This is a genomic window from Streptomyces sp. NPDC048664 (assembly GCF_040650555.1).
In the GTDB taxonomy this organism is placed as follows: Bacteria; Actinomycetota; Actinomycetes; order Streptomycetales; family Streptomycetaceae; genus Streptomyces.
Genome location: NZ_JBEZHK010000023.1, coordinates 68,414 through 91,251 on the forward strand (window position 1 = coordinate 68,414; position 22,838 = coordinate 91,251).

Here is a 22,838-nt window from a genome sequence, read left to right on the forward strand (position 1 = left end):
ATTCTGCGGGACCGGAAGCCTTACGAAGCTCGTCCCCGGCTTCGTCTCGCGGCCTGACAGCAGCATCAGACAGCCACCCTGTTTGGAAGCCGTACTTGCTGTTCCAGCGCTGAGGAGACAGCGCCAAGGAGCCGGGACGGCCCATCGGGCGCCAGGGCGTCGACGACAGGGAGCCCGAGATACCGCAGACGCTGGACGTTCTCCTCACCTCGCGTGGCCAGTGCGACGACCGGTGCTCCGCCGAGCTGTTCCACCAGTTCGATCTCCCGCTCCACCGGCCCGAGCGCTATGTGCTCCCAGTGGTAGCGGAACTGCCGCTGAGGGTCGTGCACGAACACGACGGCATCCGGCTGAGCACCCTGCAGGATCGCCGTCGCCAGGCCGCCGAAGGCGGGGTGTAGCACCGATGCCTGTCCCTTGATGACCAGCAGGTCATGGCGGCTCTCTGCCCGGAGCACCAAGTGCTCCACCAGCCCCGCTGCCTGGAACACCGGAGTGCGGTCGACGATGGCACCCTCGGTGCACCCCACAAGGAGGCAGGTCTGCCCCGTTCCGACGTATCCGGCCTCGATGCCTCGTTCACGCGCCTCACGGTAGAGCTGAAGCGCCGCAGTCCGTTTCCCTATGACGCAGTCGCTGCCGGTGACATGGACCACCTTCGCCCGGGTGCGCTCACGTCGCCCGGAATATTTGGGAAGCTCCTCGTACGGCTTCCGTACGTCGACAATCAACTGGCCTTTCCGCAGCCCCCGGGCCAGCTCACTCTCGGCAAGGCGAAGGTGCAGGCAGGAAATCACGTCGAGCCCGTGAGCCAGTGCCGTGGTGATTTCCTCCCGCCAGAATGCGGGCAGGTCGCCGGGCGGCTTCGGCGCGTGGCGAACGGCTCCGTCGATCCGCTCGACATGGTCTGATTCCGTCAGTGCCATGACCAGCGCATCCGGTTCCAGCGACAACGCTTCGCGCACCGACGACACCACCGGTACGTCGGTCCCGGCGACCACTTCCCCCGAGTTCGACGCCGTGCAGAAGCGGTCGACCACGGCAATGGGATGGAGTGCCTCACTGTGCCTCAGGATGCCTTGCGCGGTCTTTCCCTCCGCGTGCTCGAAGACGCTGTCCGCAAACAATACGACGCGCAACGGCAGTCGCTCGAAGTCCTCGAATATGTCCATTCTGTGAATCCCCCACACTTCGTGAATGCGCCGATGTGAGAGTGTGTCACATATGGCGGAACCGGCGGCGGGACGAGGTAACCTCGTCTACGTCAGGCAGGCGCGGATTCGCCGCCGACCATGGCGTCGGCGCATGTAGGTGTACTAGGCTAGCTGACCATGATTACCGGGATGGCCGCGTGCCGCACACAGATTGGTGACCCGGTGCTCCACTGAGCGCCGTGCGGGCCGGTGCGGGCTCGCCGTGGGAGCGAGGGCTCGGCGCCGCGGCGCGAGCTCCGCCTCCGTCGTGTTGATCACAGTTCGACACATCAACCACGACAGGAGCATGCATGCCCATCACCTTTCTGCAGATCCCCACCGCCGACGGCCGGGCTGACGCGTTCGCCGCGTCCCCCGACAACGGCGAGCGGCACCCGGGGGTGCTGATGTACCCCGACGGCTTCGGTATCCGGCCCGTGCTGCGGGAGTTGGCCCTCGAACTGGCGGGGCACGGCTACTACGTACTCGTTCCCAACCTCTTCTACCGGCATGGCCCGGCACCCGTGATCGAGCTTCCCGAGCACATCGGGGAAGAGGCCAGGCCCGCGGTCTTCGACCAGTTGATGCCATTGATCGAGGCGCACACCACCGAACGTGTCCTGAGCGACGCCAGCGCCTACCTTGGCTTCCTCACCACCCGGCCCGAGGTCGAGGCCGGGCCGGTCGCGGTGACCGGCTACTGCGTCGGGGGCCTCCTCGCAGTGCGCACCGCCGCGGCTCACCCCGACCAGGTGGCCGCTCTCGCCGCCTTCCACGGCCCTGTCGGCACGGGCGGGCCCGACCTCTTCGCCGAACTGACCGCCCAGGTCCATTTCGGCCACGCGGAAGGCGACATGACGCCCGAGGCGCTTGCCGAGCTCAACAAGGCGCTGGATGCCGCGGGGGTCGACTACACCTCCGAGATCTACCCCGGCACCACCCATGGCTTCACCATGTCCGACACCGACGCCTTCAGCGCCTCGGGCCTTATGCGCCACTGGGATCGCCTGCTACCCCTACTGGACCGCACCCTGCCGGCTCCGAGGTCGTTGAGCCAGTCCTGAACTATCCCTCGGACAATGCTGCCCTCGCCGTCCTCCACGGAGTACGGACCGAACCAGGGAGCCACGTTCTCCCAGCTCTCGGCGCCAGGACGTGTTCGCGCACCGCGGGGGAGGGCCAGCGGTTGCAAGGCCGAGGAAGGCATGCCGCATCGCGTCGCCTGCCGGGCCCTGGGGGTGTCGGAGTCGTGGTACCGCAAATGGCGCGGCCGGTCCCCGACCGAGCGGGGGTGAACCCAGTCCAGCGCCGGAGTGGCACCTGTCCGGGCGGTGCTCCCCGCCGACGGAACCGGACACCCGGGCCTCGGAGCTCACGTCGGACCGCGCCCAACCACAAGCCGCGGACGTGCCACGGGGACATCTCAGGGACTTTCACGTCTGTCCCAGGGACTTCTCAGGGACTTTTCGCCGCCTATACAGGAAAGGCCCTGACAGCGCAGAAAGACGCGAACGCACTGGTCAGGGCCCGTTTCCCTAGCACTCGATGATGTTCACCGCGAGCCCGCCCCGGGCGGTCTCCTTGTACTTGACGCTCATGTCCGCGCCGGTGTCCTTCATCGTCTTGATGACCTTGTCGAGGGACACCTTGTGCGTGCCGTCGCCGCGCAGGGCCATGCGGGCGGCCGTGACGGCCTTGACCGCCGCCATGCCGTTGCGCTCGATGCACGGGATCTGGACCAGGCCGCCGACCGGGTCGCAGGTCAGGCCGAGGTTGTGCTCCATGCCGATCTCGGCCGCGTTCTCGACCTGCTCGGGGGAGCCGCCCATGACCTCCGCCAGGGCGCCCGCCGCCATCGAGCAGGCCGAGCCGACCTCGCCCTGGCAGCCGACCTCGGCGCCGGAGATGGACGCGTTCTCCTTGAAGAGCATGCCGATCGCGCCCGCCGCGAGCAGGAAGCGGACCACGCCGTCCTCGTCCGCGCCCGGCACGAAGTTGATGTAGTAGTGCAGGACCGCCGGGATGATGCCCGCGGCGCCGTTGGTCGGGGCGGTGACCACGCGGCCGCCCGCGGCGTTCTCCTCGTTCACCGCCATCGCGTAGAGCGTGATCCACTCCATGGAGTGGGCCAGCGGATCGCCTTCGGCGCGCAGCTGGCGGGCGGTGACGGCCGCGCGGCGGCGGACCTTCAGGCCGCCGGGCAGGATGCCCTCCCGCGACATGCCCCGGCTCACACAGGCCCGCATGACCTGCCAGATGTCCAGCAGACCCGCGCGGATCTCCTCCTCCGTGCGCCAGGCCCGCTCGTTCTCCAGCATCAGGGAGGAGATGGACAACCCCGTCTCCTTCGTCAGGCGCAGCAGCTCGTCGCCCGTGCGGAAGGGGTACTTGAGGACCGTGTCGTCCAGCACGATGCGGTCCGCGCCCACCGCGTCCTCGTCCACGACGAAGCCGCCGCCCACCGAGTAGTACGTCTTCGACAGCAGCTCGGCGCCCGAGGCGTCGTACGCCCACAGCGTCATACCGTTGGCGTGGTAGGGCAGGGTCTCACGGCGGTGCAGGACCAGGTCGTCGTCGTAGGAGAACGCGATCTCGTGGTCGCCGAGCAGCTGAAGGCGGCCGGAGGCCTTGATCTCCGCCACGCGCTCGTCGGCCGTCTCCACGTCCACCGTGCGCGGTGAGGCGCCCTCCAGGCCCAGCAGCACGGCCTTCGGCGTGCCGTGGCCGTGGCCGGTGGCCCCGAGCGAGCCGTACAGCTCGGCGCGTACGCGGGTGGCTCCCTCCAGAAGGCCCTCGTTGCGCAGCCGGCGCGCGAACATGCGCGCCGCACGCATCGGGCCCACGGTGTGGGAGCTGGACGGGCCTATGCCGATCGAGAACAGGTCGAAGACCGAGATGGCCACGGTGACTCCTCAATAACAGGGTGGTGCGGGGTGGGCACCGCGCCCGGACGGGGTGTGTCCTTCCAGTGTGCGCGGTGCCCGAGGGTGCTGCGGAACGGAGCCGGAACGTTTCCGGAAGCGCTCCGGAAACGTTCCGGGACCGTCTACTTGCCGATACCCGGGTAGAGCGGGTGCTTGTCGGCCAGTGCCGTGACCCGGGAGCGCAGCGCCGCCGCGTCGTACGACGGCTTCAGCGCCTCGGCGATCACGTCCGCGACCTCGGCGAAGTCCTCGGCCGTGAAGCCGCGGGTCGCGAGGGCGGGCGTGCCGATGCGCAGGCCCGAGGTGACCATCGGCGGACGCGGGTCGTTCGGGACCGCGTTGCGGTTGACGGTGATGCCGACCTCGTGGAGGCGGTCCTCGGCCTGCTGGCCGTCCAGCTCGGAGTGGCGCAGGTCGACCAGGACCAGGTGCACGTCCGTGCCACCGGTCAGGACGTCCACGCCCACGGCCTTGGCGTCGTCCCGTACCAGGCGCTCGGCCAGGATGCGGGCTCCCTCCAGCGTACGGCGCTGGCGGTCGCGGAAGTCCTCGGACGCCGCGACCTTGAACGCGACGGCCTTGGCGGCGACCACGTGCTCCAGCGGGCCACCCTGCTGACCGGGGAAGACCGCGGAGTTGATCTTCTTGGCCAGCTCGGCGGTCGACAGGATCACCCCGCCGCGCGGGCCGCCCAGCGTCTTGTGGGTGGTGGTGGTGACGACATGGGCGTGCGGCACCGGGTTGGGGTGCAGGCCCGCGGCCACCAGGCCGGCGAAGTGCGCCATGTCGACCATCAGGTAGGCGCCCACCTGGTCGGCGACCCGGCGGAAGGCGGCGAAGTCCAGCTGGCGGGGGTAGGCGGACCAGCCCGCGACGATCAGCTTCGGCTGGTGCTCCTTGGCGAGGCGCTCCACCTCGTCCATGTCGACCAGGCCGTCCTCGCCGACGTGGTAGGGGACCACGTCGTAGAGCTTGCCGGAGAAGTTGATCTTCATACCGTGGGTCAGGTGCCCGCCGTGCGCGAGGTTGAGACCCATGATCGTGTCGCCGGGCTTCAGCAGCGCGAACATCGCGGCGGCGTTGGCCTGGGCGCCCGAGTGCGGCTGGACGTTGGCGTGCTCGGCGCCGAAGAGCTCCTTGACGCGGTCGATGGCGATCTGCTCGACCACGTCGACGTGCTCGCAGCCGCCGTAGTAGCGACGGCCGGGGTAGCCCTCGGCGTACTTGTTGGTGAGGACCGAGCCCTGGGCCTCCATGACCGCGACCGGAGCGAAGTTCTCCGAGGCGATCATCTCCAGGGTGGACTGCTGGCGGTGCAGCTCGGCGTCGACGGCGGCGGCGACGTCCGGGTCCAGGTCACGCAGGGATGTGTTCAGAAGAGACATGAGGTGCTACGACTCCTCAGCCCGCGATGTGGGCGTCGTACTCGTCGGCGGAGAACAGGTCGGACGGCGTGTCCGTGACCCGCACCCTGAACAGCCAGCCGCCCTCGAAGGGGGCCGTGTTCACCAGCGACGGGTCGTCGACGACGTCCTGGTTGACGTCGGTGATCTCACCGGAGACGGGGGAGTAGAGGTCGCTGACGGACTTGGTCGACTCCAGCTCGCCGCAGGTCTCGCCCGCGGTCACCGTGTCACCGACCTCCGGGAGCTGGACGAACACGACGTCGCCGAGCGCGTTCGCCGCGTGCTCGGTGATGCCGACCGTCGAGACGCCGTCCTCGGCGTCCGACAGCCACTCGTGCTCCTTGCTGTAGCGAAGCTTCTGGGGGTTGCTCATGGCTGGATTCTCCCTGTACGCGGGCGGTGCTGGTGATGTGGGTGACGGAGCGGGTGACGCCTGGCCTGCCAGTGTCTACTTCCGGCGCTTGTAGAACGGCAGCGCCACGACCTCGTACGGTTCATGGCTGCCCCGGATGTCGACCCCGACTCCGGCCGTGCCGGGCGCGGCGTGCGCGGCGTCGACGTACGCCATCGCGATCGGCTTGCCCAGCGTGGGGGACGGGGCGCCGGAGGTGACCTCTCCGATCACCTCGCCGCCCGAGACGACCGGGTAGCCCGCGCGCGGCACGCGGCGGCCCTCGGCCACCAGCCCGACCAGGACGCGCGGGGGGTTCTGCTCGGCACGCCCGGCGGCCTCGGTCAGCGCGGCGCGCCCCACGAAGTCGCCCTCCTTCTCGAACTTCACGACGCGGCCCAGACCGGCGTCGAAGGGCGTCAGCGAGGTCGTCAGCTCATGCCCGTACAGCGGCATGCCCGCCTCGAGGCGCAGCGTGTCCCGGCAGGACAGGCCGCAGGGGATGAGACCGGCGGGCGCGCCGGCCTCGGTCAGCGCCTGCCACAGCTTCTCGGCGTGCTCGGGCGCCACGAACAGCTCGAAGCCGTCCTCGCCCGTGTAGCCGGTGCGCGCGATGAGCGCCGGGACGCCGGCGACGGTGCCGGGCAGACCCGCGTAGTACTTCAGCCCGTCCAGGTCGGCGTCGGTCAGCGACTTCAGGATGCCGGGGGACTCGGGGCCCTGGACGGCGATCAGCGCGTAGGCGTCGCGGTCGTCGCGCACCTCGGCGTCGAAGCCCGCGGAGCGCTCCGTGAGGGCGTCCAGGACCACCTGGGCGTTGGAGGCGTTGGCGACGACCATGTACTCCGACTCACCGAGCCGGTACACGATCAGATCGTCGAGGATGCCGCCGTCCGGCCGGCAGATCATGGTGTAGCGGGCGCGCCCGACGCCCACCGAGGAGATGTTGCCGACCAGGGCGAAGTCGAGGAGGCGGTTCGCCTCGGGGCCCGTCACGGTGATCTCGCCCATGTGCGAGAGGTCGAACAGGCCGGCCTTCGTGCGGACGGCGAGGTGCTCGTCGCGCTCGGAGCCGTAGCGCAGGGGCATGTCCCAGCCGGCGAAGTCGGTCATCGTCGCGCCCAGCGAACGATGCAGGGCATCGAGCGCGGTGTGGCGCGGGGGGCTGCTGTTCATCGGGAGTGCTCCAAGGACAGGCATGGACAGGGCGAGGTCGATCCTCCCCATCTGTCATCGGAACCTGAGAGGTTCGCCCTGACTCCCGTGTCCCGGGGCGGCAGGGTTTGCACCTTGGGTGGGGCCGCCGGGGCGGCCCGCTTTCCAGATGTGCCTCGCCCGCGCGGTATCAGGGGCCTGAGAGATTCAAGGGAGGGACTTGCTCCTTCGGCGCCCGGGCGGCACAAGGGCCTGCCCGGAACTCTCCCGCGCGGATTCAAGCGGCCGGTATGCAGTTGGCGCGCACATCATTGCACGCCACCCCCGCCGGACGGCAGGCCGGATCGGTAACCGGTCCGTGGCAGGACGGGAACGCCGTCGCGATACCTTTTCATTACCTTCTCTTTACGCCCGGTGGGGAGCAGGCTCTGTACGTCCGGTGGGGAGCGGGCTTCCCAGTCGCCGGGAGGCACCCACGGGGAGGCAGGGGAGGCGACGACGATGACGGTGGACAGGAACACGGCGTACGCCGGGGTCGCGGGCGTCGCGGTGCCCGGACCGGCCGGGGCCGTGCCGCGGCCCGCCCGCGGGGCCCGGCCGCCGGCCCGGGTCCGCGATCTGCGGGAGCGCGCGGGCGCAGCCCCGCACGCGCTGACGTTCGGCGCGCGGGACCTCGTCGTCGTGTCGGGGCTGCCGGGCAGCGGCAAGTCCACGCTGATGCGGCGCACCGTGCGGGGGGTGCGGGTGGACTCCCAGGACACCCGGGAGGGCTGGGACGCCCGGCTGGCCCGGTTCCTGCCGTACGCCGTCTACCGCCCCCTCGTCCGCCTCGCGCACTACGCGGCCCTGGGCCGCGCCCTGCGCACGGACCAGGGGGTCGTGGTGCACGACTGCGGCGCCCAGCGCTGGGTGCGCGGCTGGCTCGCCCGGGCGGCCCGGCGCCGCGGCGGCGCCCTCCACCTGCTCCTGCTCGACGTCGCCGAGGGCACCGCACTGGCGGGCCAGCGCCGGCGCGGCCGGGGCGTCTCCCGCTACGCGTTCCTGCGGCACCGCGGAGCCACCCACCGCCTCCTGCGCGCCGTCGAGCAGGGCCGTCCGCCGGAGGGCTGCGCCTCGGCGGTGCTCCTGGACCGCGACGCCGCGAACGCCCTGCGCCACATCACCTTCGCCGCCGAGCCGGAGGAGCACGGGCCGTGGGGGCGCTAGCCTTTTGCGCTGTGTCGGACAGTGGCATGTCGGGCAGTGGCAGACGACCAGCAGCGGCACTGAGCAGGCGGTAGGCAGATGGACATCCCCGCGGACCTTCCCATGGACTTCCCCGCACCGGCACACCCGTATCCGCACGGCGGATGGCCGGGCAACGAACTGGAGGAAGTGCTCTCCGCCGCCCTCGGCGTCCCCTCGGCGAGCGGCCGGATCGTGGAGGTCCTCGGCCGCAGCTTCGTCTGGGTGCCCCTGCCCGAGGGCCGCGGCCCGCACAGCGGCTCCCTCGACCTGCCCACCGTGCAGATCGAGGGCCAGGCGTACGTGCCGGTGTTCAGCTCCGAGGAGCAGTTCCGCCAGGTCGTGGGCGGCCACATGGCGTACACCGTCGCGCCCGCCGTCGAGTTCGCCCGGGGGCTGCCCCCGCAGGTCGGCATCGCCGTCAACCCGGACGGCGTGGTCGGCGTTCCGCTGCCCCCCGAGGCCGTGGCCGAGCTGTGCCGCGCGGGGCGTACGGAGCTGGACGGGTCGGCGAGGGGCGGCCGGGTCCGTCTCTTCGAACCCGACTGGCAGGACGACCCGGTCGACCTGCTCGCCGCAGCGTCCGCCGAGTTCGCCGCGGCCGGCGTGGTGCGCGCCGCGCGACGCTGCCTGGCCGTGATCGAGACCGCCGACCCGGTGATGCTCATAGGCGTCGAGCTGACCTCCGGGGAGAGCGACACCCGCACCCTCGCCCTGGACGCGCTCGGCAGGGCCCTGGCCAAGGCGCCGGTGGCGACGCCGGTGCACATGGTGTTCCTGGACGCGGCCCAGGATCCGGTGGGCGACTGGCTGCGGGGCACCGTGCGGCCCTTCTACCAGCACGGTTACTGACGGCACGAGGCAACCGTCCGGGCGGTATCCGACGCCGTCCGGGCGCCCGGGGGGAGCGCGCGTCACGTTGCTGTCAGGATGGCGCCTTAACCTGGTTTCATGGCCGGGGCGGGAGAACCCCGCGCCGCGGCCGTCAGGTTCGCCAAGCTGATCAGGTTCGTCGTGAGGGAGCGGTAGAGGGTGAGCGCGTCGGGCACGGCCTCGACCGGGCAGGTCGAGCACATGCTGCGCCAGGTGACGCCCGGGCGTTACGACGCCTACGAGGCGCTCCTCGGCGCGCTCGCGACCCCGTCCCGCGGCCAGGTCTGGATGCTCCTGTGGCACGGCCAGGCCGGCTCGCCCGACGCCCAGTACGGCACGATGGACGTGGGCGCCCACGGCTACGCGCCCTGCGTCACCTCCGCCCAGGAGCTGTCGGCGAGCGGCTGGAACAGGTCGTACGAGGTCGTCGACGGCCTCGACGTGGCGCGCACCCTCTACCCCGAGCACTACGGTCTGTGGCTCAACCCGCACGCGCCGGGCGGCGGGGTCGGCATCCCCTGGCTGGACCTGCGCCGTATCGCCACCGGTCTGGACCGTCAGCCCGCGGGCCCGCTCAGGCTGTCCGAGCCCGGCATCGAGATCCCGCAGTTCTACGCCCTGCTCACGCAGCACGCCCACCGCACCCCCGCGATCCGCTCGCTGCGCCGGGCCTGGGTGCAGCCGGCCCTCGGGGCGCCCTATCTGGCCATCGGCCTGGACGTGTACGACACCTCGCCGGCCGCGGTCGACTCCGTGCGGGCGATGATGCAGCAGTCGGTCGGCGCCGTGCCGGACGGGCTCGGGGTGTCGACGGTGGCCATGACCGACGCGTACGACCCGGTCGTGATGTGGATGCGGGCCGGCGCGCGCCCGTTCTACGACCGCGAGGCCCACGGGGCCCCGCTCCAGCCCCAGTTGCAGGCCCCGCCGCACGCCCCGGCCGCCGGTTACGGCTACCCGCCGGTGCTCGGCGGCTACTGAGCCGCACGCCGCCCACCCCGCCCCGCGGCCCGATTCCCGACCCGCGCGGCGATCTTCGGCGCACCCCCTCGCCCAAGTCGCGGTGTCCGCAAGGCGGCACGGAGTGTCCGCATAACAGGAAACCCCAGCCCGCATCACGTTTGCGCATCCATTCACTGTCAAGTCTGGCAACTGGTCGCACAAGCATTGAAGACTCCCCCTTCAAGGGGCTCGCCCCTACTCAGGTGAAAACTGATTGACGCCGCTACCAGCGGCAAGTGCGGGCCGGCCACCGCCGGTTGAGAGGGGTCCCTGCCAGATGACGGCGCCAATGCACGACACGACCGCGGAAGCGGCCCCGACCGCGCCGCCGGAGACGGGCGGCGAGGGGAAGATCGAGGGCCGGTCCCTCAAGCAGATCGCCTGGCACCGGCTGAAGCAGGACAAGGTGGCCCTCGCGGGCGGATTCACCGTGCTCTTCCTCGTGCTCGTCGCGATCTTCGCCCCGCTGATCGTCTCGCTGTTGGGCCACCCCCCGAACGACTTCCACCAGGACAAGCTCGACCCGCTCACCAACCTCCCGCAGGGCGCCTGGGGCGGCGTCAGCGGCGACTACCTGTTCGGCCTCGAACCCAACAAGGGCCGCGACGTCTTCAGCCGCATCGTCTACGGCGCCCGGATCTCGCTGCTGGTGGCCTTCCTCTCCGCCATCGTGGCGGTCGTGCTCGGCACCCTGTTCGGCATCATCGCGGGCTACTTCGGCGGCTGGGTCGACTCCCTGATCAGCCGCGTCATGGACCTGCTGCTCTCCTTCCCGCAGCTGCTGTTCATCATCTCCCTGGTCTCCGTCCTGCCCGACGACCTGCTGGGCCTGACCGGCACCGGCGTGCGCGTCGCCGTGCTCGTCCTGGTCATCGGGTTCTTCGGCTGGCCCTACGTCGGCCGCATCGTCCGCGGCCAGACCCTGAGCCTGCGGGAGCGCGAGTACGTCGAGGCGGCCCGCAGCCTGGGCGGTGGCAGCCGGTACATCCTGTTCAAGGAACTGCTGCCCAACCTGGTCGCGCCGATCCTCGTCTACGCGACCCTGATGATCCCCACCAACATCCTCACGGAGGCGGCGCTCAGCTTCCTCGGCGCCGGTGTGCGGCCGCCGACCGCCTCCTGGGGCGGCATGCTGCGCGACGCCCTGCAGACCTACGAGCACGACCCGATGTTCATGGTCTTCCCGGGCGCCACCATCTTCATCACCGTTCTCGCCTTCAACCTCTTCGGTGACGGCCTGCGCGACGCGTTGGACCCCAAGGGGACCCGCTGATGCTCGACTCGCCCCCTGCCGCACCGTCAGGTGGCTCTTCCTCATGGTTCCCCGGACATGGTCCGGGACCGCGAATCTCGGAGGTTACGAGAAAAATGCCCACAGGTATCCCGAAGCGGCGGCTCGCTGCTGGTGCGGCCCTCGTTGTCGCGGCACTGGTGAGCACCACAGCGTGCGGCGGTGGCGACAGCGACAGCAAGGACAAGGGTGCCGGCTACAACGCCGCGCTGGACAAGGTCGTCAACGCGTCCGCCAAGAAGGGCGGCACGCTGAAGTTCATCAGCAAGCAGGACTTCGACTCCCTCGACCCGCAGCGCACGTACTACGGCTTCTCCTGGGACTTCTCGCGGTACTTCACCCGCACCCTGGTCACCTACGACACCAAGCCGGGCGCCGCGTCGAACAAGCTGGTCGGCGACCTCGCCACCGGCCCGGCCACGGTCAGCGACGGCGGCAAGACCTACACCTACAAGCTGCGTGACGGCGTGACCTGGGAGGACGGCTCGAAGCTGACCTCCAAGGACGTCAAGTACGGCATCGAGCGCGCCTGGGCGACCGACGTCATCACCGGCGGTCCGAACTACCTCATGAGCACGCTCGACCCGAAGAGCGAGTACAAGGGCCCCTACAAGGACAGCTCGGCGGACAAGCTGGGTCTGAAGGCGATCGACACGCCGGACGACCAGACCGTCGTCTTCCACCTGCCCAAGCCCAACGGCGACTTCGAGCAGTTCCTCGCGATGCCCGCCGGTGCCCCGGTGAAGGCGAGCAAGGACACGGCCGCCAAGTACACCCAGCACCCGTTCTCCAGCGGCCCGTACAAGATCCAGTCGTACAGCGCCAACAAGAGCCTGGTGCTGGTCCGCAACGCCGCCTGGAAGAAGGCCTCCGACCCGATCCGCCCCGCCCTGCCGGACAAGATCACGGTGACGATCTCCCCCAACCTGGAGGAGAACGACAAGAAGCTGATGGAAGGCGACTACGACCTCGACCTCAACGGCACCGGTATGACCCAGTCGGGCCGTATCAGCGCCGTTCAGGACCACAAGGCGGACGTCGACAACCTGGAGACCACGTTCGTCCGCTACGTGGCGCTGACCCACACGATCAAGCCGCTGGACAACGCCCACTGCCGCAAGGCCGTCTTCTACGGCACGGACTTCGCGGGCCTGCAGCAGACCCGCGGTGGCGCCATCGCCGGCGGTGACATCGCCAACTCCGTCTTCCCGAAGTCCATCCCGGGCTACGACAGCTACGACCCGTACGGCGTCATCGCGCGCAAGGGCAAGGCCGACGACGCCAAGGCCAAGGACGAGCTGAAGCAGTGCGGCCAGCCGAACGGCTTCTCCACCAAGATCACCGCGCGCACCAACCAGCCCGGTGAGGTGGACGCCGCCGAGGCGCTCCAGCAGCAGCTCTCCAAGGTCGGCATCAAGATCGAGGTCGACTCGATCGACGGCGCCCAGTCCTCCAGCATCAGCGGTTCGCCGAAGGTGCAGAAGGAGCGCGGCTACGGCATGACGATGAGCGGATGGGGCCCGGACTTCTCCACCGGCCAGGGCTACGGCCAGCCGCTGTTCGACAGCCGCTTCATCAAGTCGAACGGCAACTACAACGAGTCGCAGATCAACGACAAGACGATCGACGGCCTGTTCGACCAGGCGATCGCGACCACGGACAAGGCCAAGTCCAAGGCGATCTACGAGCAGATGAACAAGCGCCTGCTCGACAACGCCGACTGGATGCCGTTCATCTACGAGAAGAACATCAGCTGGCGCGGCCCGCGCCTGACGAACATCTACTCGTCCGCCGCCTACAGCGGCCGCTACGACTACGTCACCCTCGGCGTCGTCAAGTAGTAGTCGCCACACCCCCGAAGTGATCGAACCCTTGCCGCCGAAACCCGCCAGTCCGAAGGGCAGGTGATGGCCCGGGCGGCGGACGGTTCCTCCCACAAGGAGGGCCGGCCGCCGCCGGGCCGCGCACAGTGCTTGCTTACCTCATCCGGCGCCTGTTCGCCGTACTCATCATGGTGCTGGTCGTCCTGCTCGCGACCTTCACCGTCTTCTACATGCTGCCCAAATGGGCGGGCCAGGACGTCGCCGTCCTGTTCGCCGGCAAGGCGACCGGAGCGGAACAGATCGCGGGCATCCGCGTGAAGCTGGGCCTGGACAAGCCGCTGTTCGTCCAGTTCTGGGACTTCGTCAGGGCCATCCCGCTGGGGCGTGACTACGCCAACGGCAACGACGTCACCCACTGCTCGGCCCCCTGCTTCGGCTACTCCTTCGTCACCGAGCGACCGGTGTGGGACACGCTCAAGGAGGCCATGCCGGTCACCCTGGCCCTGGCCGCGGGCGCCTGCGTCCTGTGGCTCGTGGCCGGTGTCGCCGCCGGTATCCTGTCCGCGCTGCGCCGGGGCTCGATGTGGGACCGCACCGCGATGGTCGGCGCCCTCGCCGGTGTCTCACTGCCCGTCTTCTTCACCGGCATGGTGGCGATGGGCATCTTCGTGCACAGCCTCGGCCTGATCCACATCACGGACGACCTGAACACGGACGACAGCATCGGAACCTGGTTCGAGACACTGCTTCTGCCGTGGATCGCGCTGGCCCTGCTGTACGCCGCCATGTACGCGCGCCTCACCCGGGCCACCATGCTGGAGATCCTCGGTGAGGACTACATCCGCACCGCCCGCGCCAAGGGGCTGAAGGAAGGAAAGGTCATCACCGGGCACGCTCTGCGGTCCGCGATGAACCCGATCCTGACCGTCTTCGGCCTGGACCTCGGCGCTCTGCTCGGTGGCGCGGTGCTCACGGAGTCCACCTTCAACCTGCCCGGCCTCGGTCTCGCCTCGGTGCAGGCGATCAGCAGTCACGACCTTCCGGTCATTCTCGGCGTGACCCTGTTCGCGGCCCTGGCCATCGCCGCCGCCAACCTCGTCGTCGACCTCCTGTACGCCGTCATCGACCCGCGAGTGAGGCTGGGATGACCGACCTGAACAAGACCGGAGCGGCGGTCGGCGAGCCCGTCGCCGCGTCGGCCGCCCCGACCGCCTTCCTCGAGGTCCGCGACCTGAAGGTGCACTTCCCGACCGACGACGGCCTGGTCAAGTCCGTCGACGGGCTCAGCTTCCAGCTGGAGAAGGGCAAGACCCTCGGCATCGTGGGCGAGTCCGGCTCCGGCAAGTCGGTGACCTCGCTCGGCATCATGGGCCTGCACACCGCCGGCCAGTACGGCAAGCGCAAGGTGCGGCTCTCCGGCGAGATCTGGCTGGACGGCACCGAGCTGCTGTCCGCCGACCCCGACCATGTGCGCAAGCTGCGGGGCCGCGACATGGCGATGATCTTCCAGGACCCGCTGTCGGCCCTGCACCCGTACTACACGATCGGCAAGCAGATCGTGGAGGCGTACCGCGTCCACCACGACGTCGACAAGAAGACCGCCCGCAGGCGGGCGATCGAGATGCTCGACCGGGTCGGCATCCCCCAGCCGGACAAGCGGGTCGACAGCTACCCGCACGAGTTCTCCGGCGGTATGCGCCAGCGGGCCATGATCGCCATGGCCCTGGTGAACAACCCCGAGCTGCTCATCGCGGACGAGCCGACCACCGCCCTGGACGTGACCGTCCAGGCGCAGATCCTGGACCTGATCCGCGATCTGCAGAAGGAGTTCGGCTCCGCGGTCATCATCATCACCCACGACCTGGGCGTCGTCGCCGAGCTGGCCGACGACCTCCTGGTCATGTACGGCGGTCGCTGCGTCGAGCGCGGTCCGGCCCAGCAGGTGTTCTACGAGCCCCGCCACCCCTACACCTGGGGTCTGCTCGGTTCGATGCCGCGTCTGGACCGCGACCAGCAGGAGCGCCTCATCCCGGTCAAGGGCTCCCCGCCCTCGCTGATCAACGTCCCGTCGGGCTGTGCCTTCAACCCGCGCTGCCCGTACGCCGACCTCCCCAAGGACAACGTCACCCGCACGGTCCGCCCGGAGCTGACCGAGGTCGGCGGCCGGCACTGGGCCGCCTGCCACATGTCGCAGGAGCAGCGGGAGCGTATCTGGACCGAAGAGATTGCGCCGAAGCTGTGAGCGACGAAAAAGCAGTGAAGATCCCCGCGCAGAGTGACGGCGTCGCCCTCGACCAGGACGCCGCCCCCGGCGAGGTCCTGCTGAGGGTGGCGGGGCTCCAGAAGCACTTCCCGATCCGCAAGGGGCTGCTCCAGCGGCAGTCGGGTGCGGTGCGCGCCGTCGACGGCATCGACTTCGAGGTCCGTGCCGGTGAGACCCTCGGCGTCGTGGGCGAGTCGGGCTGCGGCAAGTCGACGATGGGCCGGCTGATCACGCGGCTGCTCGAACCCACCGCGGGCACGGTCGAGTTCGAGGGCAAGGACATCACGCACCTCGGTGTGCGCGGCATGCGCCCGATGCGGCGCGACGTGCAGATGATCTTCCAGGACCCCTACTCGTCGCTGAACCCGCGCCACACCATCGGCACCATCATCAGCGCCCCCTTCAAGCTCCAGGGCGTCACCCCCGAGGGCGGCGTCAAGAAGGAGGTGCAGCGGCTGCTGTCGGTCGTGGGCCTCAACCCCGAGCACTACAACCGCTACCCGCACGAGTTCTCCGGCGGTCAGCGCCAGCGCATCGGCATCGCCCGCGCGCTCGCTCTGAAGCCGAAGCTGGTCGTAGCGGACGAGCCGGTCTCCGCGCTGGACGTGTCGATCCAGGCGCAGGTCGTCAACCTCCTGGACGACCTCCAGGAGGAGCTGGGCCTGACCTATGTGATCATCGCGCACGACCTCTCGGTCGTCCGGCACGTCTCCGACCGGATCGCGGTGATGTACCTGGGCAAGATCGTGGAGCTGGCCGACCGGGACTCGCTGTACAAGGCGCCGATGCACCCGTACACCAAGGCGCTGATGTCGGCGGTGCCGATCCCGGACCCGAAGCGGAGGAACGCGAAGAGCGAGCGCATCCTGCTCAAGGGCGACGTGCCCTCGCCGATCGCGCCGCCGAGCGGTTGCCGCTTCCACACGCGGTGCTGGAAGGCCACGCAGATCTGCGCGACCACCGAGCCCCCGCTGCTCGAGCTGAAGCCGGGGCAGCGGGTGGCCTGCCACCACCCGGAGAACTTCGAGGACCAGGCCCCGCAGGACACGGTGCTGCTGTCCGACGCGAAGTCGGCGGCGGAACTGGTGCCGGACGCCGTGCTGGAGGAGTCGGCGGCGACATCGGCGGCGGTCGCCGCGGACCTGGCCACCGAGGCGAAGCCCGCCGGCGCGGAGCCCGAGTCCGGGGCCGAGTCCAGCCTTTCGTCCGCGGAGGCGGAGGCGGAGGCCGAGACCGAGACCGAGTCGGAGGACGTGTCCGCTGCCGCGGAAGCCGAGTCCGAGTCCGACTCCCCTTCTGCGGCGGCTGAGTCCGGGGCCGAGTCCAACTCTGCGTCCGCGGAGGCGGAGGCCGGGTCGGAGGCCGGGGGCGGCTCGGAGCCGGAGAATGTGTCCGCTCCGGCGGAGTCCGGGACGGTGTCCGAGCCCGAGGCTGGGCCCGCTGCCGCGAAGGCGGAGCCGGGGGCCGCTGCTGCGGAGTCCGAGTCCGGGTCCGGGGGCGACTCCTCCTCCACGGAAGCTGAGGCCGAGGCCGAGGACGGGGCGGAGGCCGCTCCCGTGGCGAAGCCCGAAGGGGACGTCAAGAAGTGAGCGTGACCGACCGGTAGGGAGCTTCTGCCGGCTGGCAGGCCCCGCGAGCAGGCGCGATCCCGCTCGCGGGGCTTCGTCGTACCGCATGACGACTTGGCAAAGTCATGTGCATGACCGAAAGGGAGAGCGCAGAGTCTGGCGTGTCCATCTGACCGGCAGCACGCTCGAAGGGACGACTGATGGCACTCTCCCGTTCGGCACGCTTGGGCATCCTCGTCACCGCGGCGGCCTCCTTCCTCACCGTCGCCGCCTCCTCGGCCCCGGCCCCGGGCGCCCCCGGCATCGGGGACTCCTACTTCCCGCAGCTAGGCAACGGCGGCTTCGACGCCCGCCACTACGACCTCGACGTGGCGTACAACCCGGACACCGCCCGTCTCGACGGCCGTACGACGCTCACGGCCCGGGCCACGCAGAACCTCAGCGCCTTCGATCTCGACCTCCAGAAGCTCGAGGTCACCAGGGTCGAGGTCAATGGCAGACGGGCGGGCTTCAGCCGCACGGGCGACGAGATCCGGGTCACCCCGAAGGGCGTCCTTGCCAAGGGGCGGGACTTCAGGGTCACGGTCACCTACGGCGGCATACCCGAACCCCTCAGCGGTCCGATCGTCTTCGGCTCCAAGTACGGATGGATGAAGACCGCCGACGGCGTCTTCGTCGCCTGCGAGCCGAACGCCGCCTCCACCTGGTTCCCCTCCAGCGACCACCCGTCGGACAAGGCCACCTACGACATCCGCATCACGGCGCCCAAGGGCCTGACCGGTGTCTCCAACGGGCGCCTGGTCTCGACGCGCGACCACGGCGGTCAGACCGTGACGCACTGGCGGGAGTCGCGGCCGATGGCGACCTACCTCGCGACGGCCACCATCGGGAAGTTCGACGTGAAGACCGGCAGGACGCCCGCCGGAACACCGATCTACGTCGCCATCGACCCGGTGCTCGCGAACAGCAACAACGTCGACGTGTACGCGGTCACCGCGGAGGCCACCGACTACTGGTCCAAGGTCTTCGGCCCGTACCCCTTCGAGGAGACCGGCGCCATCGTCGACGACATGCCGGAGGCGGGGTTCTCGCTGGAGGTCCAGTCGAAGCCCGCGTACTCGGCGGTGCGCAACGAGACGACGATCGTGCACGAGCTCGCGCACCAGTGGTTCGGCGACTCGGTCTCGGTCGAGCACTGGAAGGACATCTGGCTCAACGAGGGTTTCGCGACCTACGCCCAGTGGCTGTGGGCCGAGCACCGGGGCACCGCCTCGGCGCACGACTCGTTCCTGGCCGCCTACAACGCGCGTCCCGCCGACAACTCCTTCTGGCAGGTCAAGGTGGCCGACCCGCAGCGCGACACCATGTTCGCCTCCGCGGTCTACAACCGGGGGGCGATGACGCTCCAGGCGCTGCGCGAGCGCATCGGCGACACCGCGTTCTTCAGGCTCCTGCCGGCCTGGACCCGGCTCCACCGGTACGGCAACGCGAACACCGCCGAGTTCGTGCGGCTCGCGGAGCGCATCTCGGGGCAGAAGCTGGACGATCTGTTCCAGAAGTGGATCTACACCACAGGAAAGCCCGCACTGTAGCCTCGTAACATAGGATTTTCAAGGCCTTAGTGCCGCTATCGCCTTGCTTTGCAAGGTGCACCCTGTTCGGTGAGTGAGAATACAAGGGTGCTCCAGCAACTGTTCAGCCCCTCCGTCCAGCACACGCTGGACGTCGTCGGCATCTTCGTCTTCGCGATCTCCGGCGCGCTGCTCGCCGTCCGCAAGAACTTCGACGTCTTCGGGATCGCGGTGCTCGCCGAGGTCACCGCGCTGGGCGGAGGGGTCTTCCGCGACCTGGTCATCGGCGCCGTGCCGCCGGCCGCGTTCACGGACCTGGGGTACTTCCTGACCCCGCTGCTGGCCGCCCTGCTCGTCTTCTTCCTGCATCCGCACGTGGAACGCATCCAGGGCGCCGTCAACGTCTTCGACGCGGCGGGCCTCGGCCTCTTCTGCGTGGCGGGGACGACCAAGGCGTACGACTACGGGCTGGGCATGACGGCGTCCGTCGCCCTCGGCCTCGCCACCGCCGTGGGCGGCGGCGTGCTGCGTGACGTGCTCGCCAACGAGGTGCCCTCCCTGCTGCGCTGGGACCGCGATCTGTACGCGGTGCCCGCGATCGTCGGGGCCACGATGGTCGCCCTGTGCATCCACTACAACGCGCTGACCCCGTTCACCACGGGCCTCGCGGTGGTCACCGCCTTCGTCCTACGGCTCCTGGCGATGAGGTTCCACTGGCGAGCTCCGCGCGCTTGGAACCGGCGTTCCACGGTGGTGGAGGAGTAGCGGAACCGGTGCTGTTCCCGCCGTGCCTGCCGGTCATCTGCTGGGTCAGCCAGGTGAACACGTACGGGATCTGCGGACGCCACAGGGCCATGTTGTGGCCGCCCGCGCTCAGCGGGATCAGTTCGGTGCGCACCGTCGTCGGGGCCTTCGCGACCGCCGCCAGCGACTGGGCCGCCTGGTAGCCGTCGCCGATCTGCCCGGAGAGGTAGAGGGAGACGCGGGGCGGGGTGCGGTACCCGCGCAGGATCATGTACGGGTTGTTCGCGCGACGCAGGGCGACGGTCTTCGCGGCCAGGGAGTTGCGCTCGCCTATGGGGTCGTTGTAGCCGGAGAGGCTGATCGCGGCGCGGTAGCGGTCGGGATGGGCGACCGCGAGCTTGGCCGCGCAGTGCGCTCCGGCCGAGTAGCCGGCGGTCGCCCAGCCGTCGGGGGCGGCCTTCGCGCGGAAGTTGTCGGTCACCATCTTGGGCACGTCGATGCTGAGCCAGGTGTCGGCGTTCACCTTGCCCGGGATGTTCGCGCAGCCGGTGTCGGTCTTGGCGATCAGGTTGGTGCGCGGCGACACCAGGATGAAGGGGGCCACCTGCCCGTCGCGCATCAGCGGCGAGAGCTGCTCGTGCACGTTGAGCGATCCGAACCAGGCCTTGGCGGAGCCCGGGTAGCCCGACAGGAGCTCGACGACGGGGAACTTCGTGTTCCGGTAGGCCGGGTCGTCGTACTGGGGCGGCAGCCAGACGTAGACCTCGGCCTCCACGCCCGAGACCCGGCCCCTGAGCTCGGTCTCGCGCACCCCGCCCGCCGCGTGCATGCCCGGCCCGTCGGCCTGCGTGAAGGTCTGGCGCACCTTCGGCAGCGCCTTGACCTGGATGCCGCCGGTGCCGTCCCGGCCGAGGTCGGCGGCCTGCTGGACGTGGTTTCCGGTGCCGAGCAGGTCGTCCCAGTTGTCGTACAGGCTGTTGGCGTTGTTCACCAGGACGAAGACCAGTGTGACCGCGGTGGCCTGGGCGAACAGCAGCATCGCGACCCGGCCCGCCTGGCGCAGCAGCAGGGGGCCGCGCAGCCGGGACCACAGGAACAGGGGCAGGGCGAGGGCGATCGCCATGAGGGCGATCGACGTGAAGAGGAACGGCGTCCCGGTCAGGCTCATCGGCGTATCCGGCTCTTCCTTGCAACGGAGGGATCGTGCTCTACGTCTTCTGAGAGGGGAACCGGAGCCCGTTCGTCCCGGACGAGTGCGGACACTTACCAAGAAATTGCCAAAGCCTCACCCCATCGAGCCCGGTCCCGTCATGCACCCGCAACAAACAAAGCTACTGCTTAGTAATTACCTGTTGTACGGTTCGGTCATGCCAGAAGCAGCAGCCACCGCGCAGGCCGGGCGAGCCACGATCGGCGACAGCGAGTTCGACCGCGACACCGCGGTCACCCTCCGGGAACCCGGCGTCTACGACATCGACCTCTCCGCCGGCTGGACGATCATCACCGCCGTCAACGGCGGCTATCTGCTGGCCGTCCTCGGACGGGCGCTGTCCGACGCCCTGCCGCACCACGACCCGTTCACGATCACCGCGCACTACCTCACCGCGTCCCAGCCGGGACCCGCGGTGATCCGCACGGACGTCGTGCGCACGGGGCGCACCCTCTCCACCGGCCAGGCCTCCCTCTTCCAGTACGACGAGCAGGGCCGCGAGGTCGAGCGGATCCGTGTCCTGGCCTCGTACGGCGATCTGGACGCCCTGTCCGACGACGTCCGTACGACGGCGGTGCCGCCGGCCCTCGCGCCGATGGACCAGTGCTTCGGGCCCCAGGACGGTCCGGCGCCGATCCCCGGCAGCTCGGCTATCACCGAGCGGCTGATGATCAAGCTGGACCCGTCCACGCTGGGCTGGGCGCTGGGCGCGCCGTCCGGCAAGGGGGAGATGCGGGCCTGGTTCGGCCTGGCCGACGGCCGTGACGCGGACCCGCTCTCGCTGCTGCTCACGGTGGACGCGCTGCCGCCGACCGCCTTCGAGATCGGGATCGTGGGCTGGGTGCCCACCGTCGAGCTGACCGTCCACGTGCGGTGCCGTCCGGCGCCGGGACCGCTGCGGGTGTCGATCGTCACGCGCAACCTCGCCGGCGGCTTCCTGGAGGAGGACGCCGAGGTCTGGGACAGCGCGGGCCGCCTGGTCGCCCAGTCCCGCCAGCTGGCCCGCGTCAGAACAGCCTGACCCCACCGACCCCACCCCCCGCCACTACACGCCCACCCCCACCCCCACCCCGCTCCCCGGACCCCCGCTCCCCGGACCCCGGGCTCCCTGGGCCTTCGGCCCCCCGGCTCTCCCGGGCCCTGGGCCCGCGGGCTTCCGGGCCTCTGGCCTCCGGGTCCTCGGCACTGCCCCCGGGCTCCCGGATCTGCGCCCCTGGGCCCCCGGATCCTCGGCCCCTGGGCCCCCGGCCTTCTCGGACCTCCGGGTCCCGAGGCCCCGGACCCCGGCCTTCTCGGGCCCCCGGGCCTGCGGGCCCTCTGGGTCCCCGGCTCGGGCCTCCGGGCCCCGAGACCCCGGCCTACTCGGGCCTCCGGGTCCCTGGGGCCCCTGGCTCGGACCGGGCCCCGGTCTCCGGGCCCCCGGCTCGGGCATCCGTGCCCCCTGGGTCCCCGGGCCCCGGACCTTGGCCCTCTCGGGCCTTCTCAGGTCTTCCAGTGGTGGCGTCCGATGCTGATGAGGCGGAGTCGCTGTCGGGCCCTGTGGGCGACCCGTTCCTGTTCCTCGGCGGGGCGCGGGCCCTCCAGGGCCTCCAGGAACTGGGAGGCGGTCATCAGCATCTGGTCCACGTACAGACCGGCGAGCATCAGCAGATCCTCCTGGCTCCACCCGGCCGACTCCGGGTGCCGGCCCAGTGCCTCCGTCACCTCCTCGGTGAACCGCGCCAGTTGCCGCCGGATCGCCTCCCGCACCGGCTGGACCCCGCCGTGTCGCTCGCGCGCGATGAAGCGGACGTGGGCGGGCGAGGCGTCGACATGGCGGGCGATCAGCTCGACGGAGCGGTCGATGCGCTCCTCCCAGGCGCCGGTCATGGAGACGGTCGACTCGATCATCGGATGCAGCCCGCCGAGCGCCTGCTCGACCAACTCCACGCCGAGGTCGGCGATCGAGCGGAAGTGCCGGTAGAACGCGGCCGGGGCGATGTCCACGGCCCGGGTGACCTCGCGCAGTCCCAGGCTGCTCAGGGACTGCTCCTCCAGCAGCTCCAGGGCCGCGTCCAGGAGCGCCTGCCGGGTCTTCTGCTTCTGGGCCTGCCGGATGCCGAGGGTGTGACTCATGCCATGCAGTTAACAACTGTTCTCTGTAATTGGAAAGCCGGAGGGCACGCTAGACTGGGGAGTCAGTGAACAACTGTTACAACGA

20 protein-coding genes and 1 riboswitch are annotated in these 22,838 nt (G+C 70.0%); of the genes, 13 read left to right on the plus strand and 7 right to left on the minus strand.

What is annotated here, in order from left to right; translation table 11 throughout:
• Window positions 1-65: 65 nt before the first annotated feature.
• Window positions 66-1,172, minus strand: a complete 1,107-nt coding sequence (locus AB0C59_RS23825; RefSeq protein ID WP_363007746.1) for a DUF1611 domain-containing protein — start codon at window positions 1,170-1,172, stop codon at window positions 66-68.
• 332 nt (window positions 1,173-1,504) lie between these two features.
• Here AB0C59_RS23825 and AB0C59_RS23830 point away from each other — a divergent pair, with 332 nt between their 5' ends.
• Window positions 1,505-2,257, plus strand: a complete 753-nt coding sequence (locus AB0C59_RS23830; RefSeq protein ID WP_363007748.1) for a dienelactone hydrolase family protein — start codon at window positions 1,505-1,507, stop codon at window positions 2,255-2,257.
• Between the two features lie 141 nt (window positions 2,258-2,398).
• Window positions 2,399-2,488: a hypothetical protein gene (locus AB0C59_RS23835; RefSeq protein ID WP_363007750.1), complete on the plus strand. Its 90-nt coding sequence runs from the start codon at window positions 2,399-2,401 to the stop codon at window positions 2,486-2,488.
• Window positions 2,489-2,728: 240 nt separating this feature from the next.
• Here the strand turns inward: AB0C59_RS23835 and AB0C59_RS23840 are convergent, their stop codons facing one another.
• The 4 genes from AB0C59_RS23840 to gcvT form a co-directional block, all read right to left on the minus strand.
• A complete protein-coding gene (locus tag AB0C59_RS23840; protein WP_363007752.1) occupies window positions 2,729-4,096 on the minus strand; it encodes an L-serine ammonia-lyase in 1,368 nt (455 codons plus the stop codon).
• A 143-nt stretch (window positions 4,097-4,239) separates the two neighbouring features.
• Complete coding sequence (gene glyA, locus AB0C59_RS23845) at window positions 4,240-5,502, minus strand: serine hydroxymethyltransferase (RefSeq protein WP_363007754.1); 1,263 nt, start codon at window positions 5,500-5,502, stop codon at window positions 4,240-4,242.
• 16 nt (window positions 5,503-5,518) lie between these two features.
• A complete protein-coding gene (gene gcvH, locus AB0C59_RS23850; protein ID WP_363007756.1) occupies window positions 5,519-5,896 on the minus strand; it encodes a glycine cleavage system protein GcvH in 378 nt (125 codons plus the stop codon).
• A 75-nt stretch (window positions 5,897-5,971) separates the two neighbouring features.
• Entirely contained in the window at window positions 5,972-7,090 is a 1,119-nt protein-coding gene (gene gcvT / locus AB0C59_RS23855) for a glycine cleavage system aminomethyltransferase GcvT (RefSeq protein WP_363007758.1), read from the minus strand.
• A gap of 154 nt (window positions 7,091-7,244) precedes the next feature.
• Window positions 7,245-7,349: riboswitch (glycine riboswitch) on the minus strand.
• Between the two features lie 221 nt (window positions 7,350-7,570).
• Between gcvT and AB0C59_RS23860 the strand changes: the two genes are divergently transcribed.
• From AB0C59_RS23860 to AB0C59_RS23905, 10 genes are all read left to right on the plus strand, one after another.
• Window positions 7,571-8,275 (plus strand): AAA family ATPase, encoded by a 705-nt coding sequence (locus tag AB0C59_RS23860; RefSeq protein ID WP_363007760.1) that lies wholly within the window; start codon window positions 7,571-7,573, stop codon window positions 8,273-8,275.
• Window positions 8,276-8,353: 78 nt separating this feature from the next.
• Window positions 8,354-9,145, plus strand: coding sequence for an enhanced serine sensitivity protein SseB C-terminal domain-containing protein (locus AB0C59_RS23865; RefSeq protein WP_363007762.1), 792 nt, complete (start codon window positions 8,354-8,356; stop codon window positions 9,143-9,145).
• Window positions 9,146-9,325: 180 nt separating this feature from the next.
• Window positions 9,326-10,147 (plus strand): enhanced serine sensitivity protein SseB C-terminal domain-containing protein, encoded by an 822-nt coding sequence (locus tag AB0C59_RS23870; protein ID WP_363007764.1) that lies wholly within the window; start codon window positions 9,326-9,328, stop codon window positions 10,145-10,147.
• A 298-nt stretch (window positions 10,148-10,445) separates the two neighbouring features.
• Window positions 10,446-11,441 (plus strand): ABC transporter permease, encoded by a 996-nt coding sequence (locus tag AB0C59_RS23875; protein WP_363007766.1) that lies wholly within the window; start codon window positions 10,446-10,448, stop codon window positions 11,439-11,441.
• A gap of 95 nt (window positions 11,442-11,536) precedes the next feature.
• Window positions 11,537-13,300 (plus strand): ABC transporter substrate-binding protein, encoded by a 1,764-nt coding sequence (locus AB0C59_RS23880; protein WP_363007768.1) that lies wholly within the window; start codon window positions 11,537-11,539, stop codon window positions 13,298-13,300.
• A 128-nt stretch (window positions 13,301-13,428) separates the two neighbouring features.
• A complete protein-coding gene (locus tag AB0C59_RS23885) occupies window positions 13,429-14,430 on the plus strand; it encodes an ABC transporter permease (RefSeq protein ID WP_363007770.1) in 1,002 nt (333 codons plus the stop codon).
• On the plus strand, window positions 14,427-15,524 hold the full coding sequence (locus AB0C59_RS23890) for an ABC transporter ATP-binding protein (protein ID WP_363007772.1): 1,098 nt from the start codon (window positions 14,427-14,429) through the stop codon (window positions 15,522-15,524). The genes AB0C59_RS23885 and AB0C59_RS23890 overlap by 4 nt, the downstream gene beginning before the upstream one ends.
• A gap of 14 nt (window positions 15,525-15,538) precedes the next feature.
• Window positions 15,539-17,134, plus strand: coding sequence for a dipeptide ABC transporter ATP-binding protein (locus tag AB0C59_RS23895; RefSeq protein ID WP_363007774.1), 1,596 nt, complete (start codon window positions 15,539-15,541; stop codon window positions 17,132-17,134).
• A 179-nt stretch (window positions 17,135-17,313) separates the two neighbouring features.
• A complete protein-coding gene (locus AB0C59_RS23900; RefSeq protein WP_363007776.1) occupies window positions 17,314-18,705 on the plus strand; it encodes a M1 family metallopeptidase in 1,392 nt (463 codons plus the stop codon).
• Between the two features lie 87 nt (window positions 18,706-18,792).
• The gene (locus AB0C59_RS23905; protein ID WP_363007844.1) at window positions 18,793-19,449 is read left to right on the plus strand and encodes a trimeric intracellular cation channel family protein; all 657 of its coding nucleotides are present in this window, start codon (window positions 18,793-18,795) and stop codon (window positions 19,447-19,449) included.
• On the opposite strand, the gene AB0C59_RS23910 is transcribed toward AB0C59_RS23905, so the two are convergent.
• Window positions 19,358-20,596 carry an alpha/beta hydrolase-fold protein gene (locus AB0C59_RS23910; RefSeq protein WP_363007778.1) on the minus strand — a complete coding sequence of 413 codons (1,239 nt, stop codon included), beginning with the start codon at window positions 20,594-20,596 and terminating at the stop codon, window positions 19,358-19,360. The two genes, AB0C59_RS23905 and AB0C59_RS23910, sit on opposite strands and share 92 nt — an antisense overlap.
• A 199-nt stretch (window positions 20,597-20,795) precedes the next feature.
• Here AB0C59_RS23910 and AB0C59_RS23915 point away from each other — a divergent pair, with 199 nt between their 5' ends.
• Window positions 20,796-21,659 carry a thioesterase family protein gene (locus AB0C59_RS23915; RefSeq protein WP_363007780.1) on the plus strand — a complete coding sequence of 288 codons (864 nt, stop codon included), beginning with the start codon at window positions 20,796-20,798 and terminating at the stop codon, window positions 21,657-21,659.
• A 461-nt stretch (window positions 21,660-22,120) separates the two neighbouring features.
• Here the strand turns inward: AB0C59_RS23915 and AB0C59_RS23920 are convergent, their stop codons facing one another.
• Window positions 22,121-22,753, minus strand: a complete 633-nt coding sequence (locus tag AB0C59_RS23920; protein ID WP_363007782.1) for a TetR family transcriptional regulator — start codon at window positions 22,751-22,753, stop codon at window positions 22,121-22,123.
• Between the last annotated feature and the right edge of the window lie 85 nt (window positions 22,754-22,838).

Excerpts from the sequence above, each read along its gene's own strand:
- AB0C59_RS23825 (WP_363007746.1), bottom strand. The coding sequence starts at position 1,172 with ATGGACATATTCGAGGACTTCGAGCGACTGCCGTTGCGCGTCGTATTG.
- AB0C59_RS23830 (WP_363007748.1), top strand. The coding sequence starts at position 1,505 with ATGCCCATCACCTTTCTGCAGATCCCCACCGCCGACGGCCGGGCTGAC.
- AB0C59_RS23835 (WP_363007750.1), top strand. The coding sequence starts at position 2,399 with ATGCCGCATCGCGTCGCCTGCCGGGCCCTGGGGGTGTCGGAGTCGTGG.
- glyA (WP_363007754.1), bottom strand. The coding sequence starts at position 5,502 with ATGTCTCTTCTGAACACATCCCTGCGTGACCTGGACCCGGACGTCGCC.
- gcvH (WP_363007756.1), bottom strand. The coding sequence starts at position 5,896 with ATGAGCAACCCCCAGAAGCTTCGCTACAGCAAGGAGCACGAGTGGCTG.
- gcvT (WP_363007758.1), bottom strand. The coding sequence starts at position 7,090 with ATGAACAGCAGCCCCCCGCGCCACACCGCGCTCGATGCCCTGCATCGT.
- AB0C59_RS23860 (WP_363007760.1), top strand. The coding sequence starts at position 7,571 with ATGACGGTGGACAGGAACACGGCGTACGCCGGGGTCGCGGGCGTCGCG.
- AB0C59_RS23865 (WP_363007762.1), top strand. The coding sequence starts at position 8,354 with ATGGACATCCCCGCGGACCTTCCCATGGACTTCCCCGCACCGGCACAC.
- AB0C59_RS23875 (WP_363007766.1), top strand. The coding sequence starts at position 10,446 with ATGACGGCGCCAATGCACGACACGACCGCGGAAGCGGCCCCGACCGCG.
- AB0C59_RS23880 (WP_363007768.1), top strand. The coding sequence starts at position 11,537 with ATGCCCACAGGTATCCCGAAGCGGCGGCTCGCTGCTGGTGCGGCCCTC.
- AB0C59_RS23890 (WP_363007772.1), top strand. The coding sequence starts at position 14,427 with ATGACCGACCTGAACAAGACCGGAGCGGCGGTCGGCGAGCCCGTCGCC.
- AB0C59_RS23900 (WP_363007776.1), top strand. The coding sequence starts at position 17,314 with ATGGCACTCTCCCGTTCGGCACGCTTGGGCATCCTCGTCACCGCGGCG.
- AB0C59_RS23910 (WP_363007778.1), bottom strand. The coding sequence starts at position 20,596 with ATGAGCCTGACCGGGACGCCGTTCCTCTTCACGTCGATCGCCCTCATG.
- AB0C59_RS23915 (WP_363007780.1), top strand. The coding sequence starts at position 20,796 with ATGCCAGAAGCAGCAGCCACCGCGCAGGCCGGGCGAGCCACGATCGGC.
- AB0C59_RS23920 (WP_363007782.1), bottom strand. The coding sequence starts at position 22,753 with ATGAGTCACACCCTCGGCATCCGGCAGGCCCAGAAGCAGAAGACCCGG.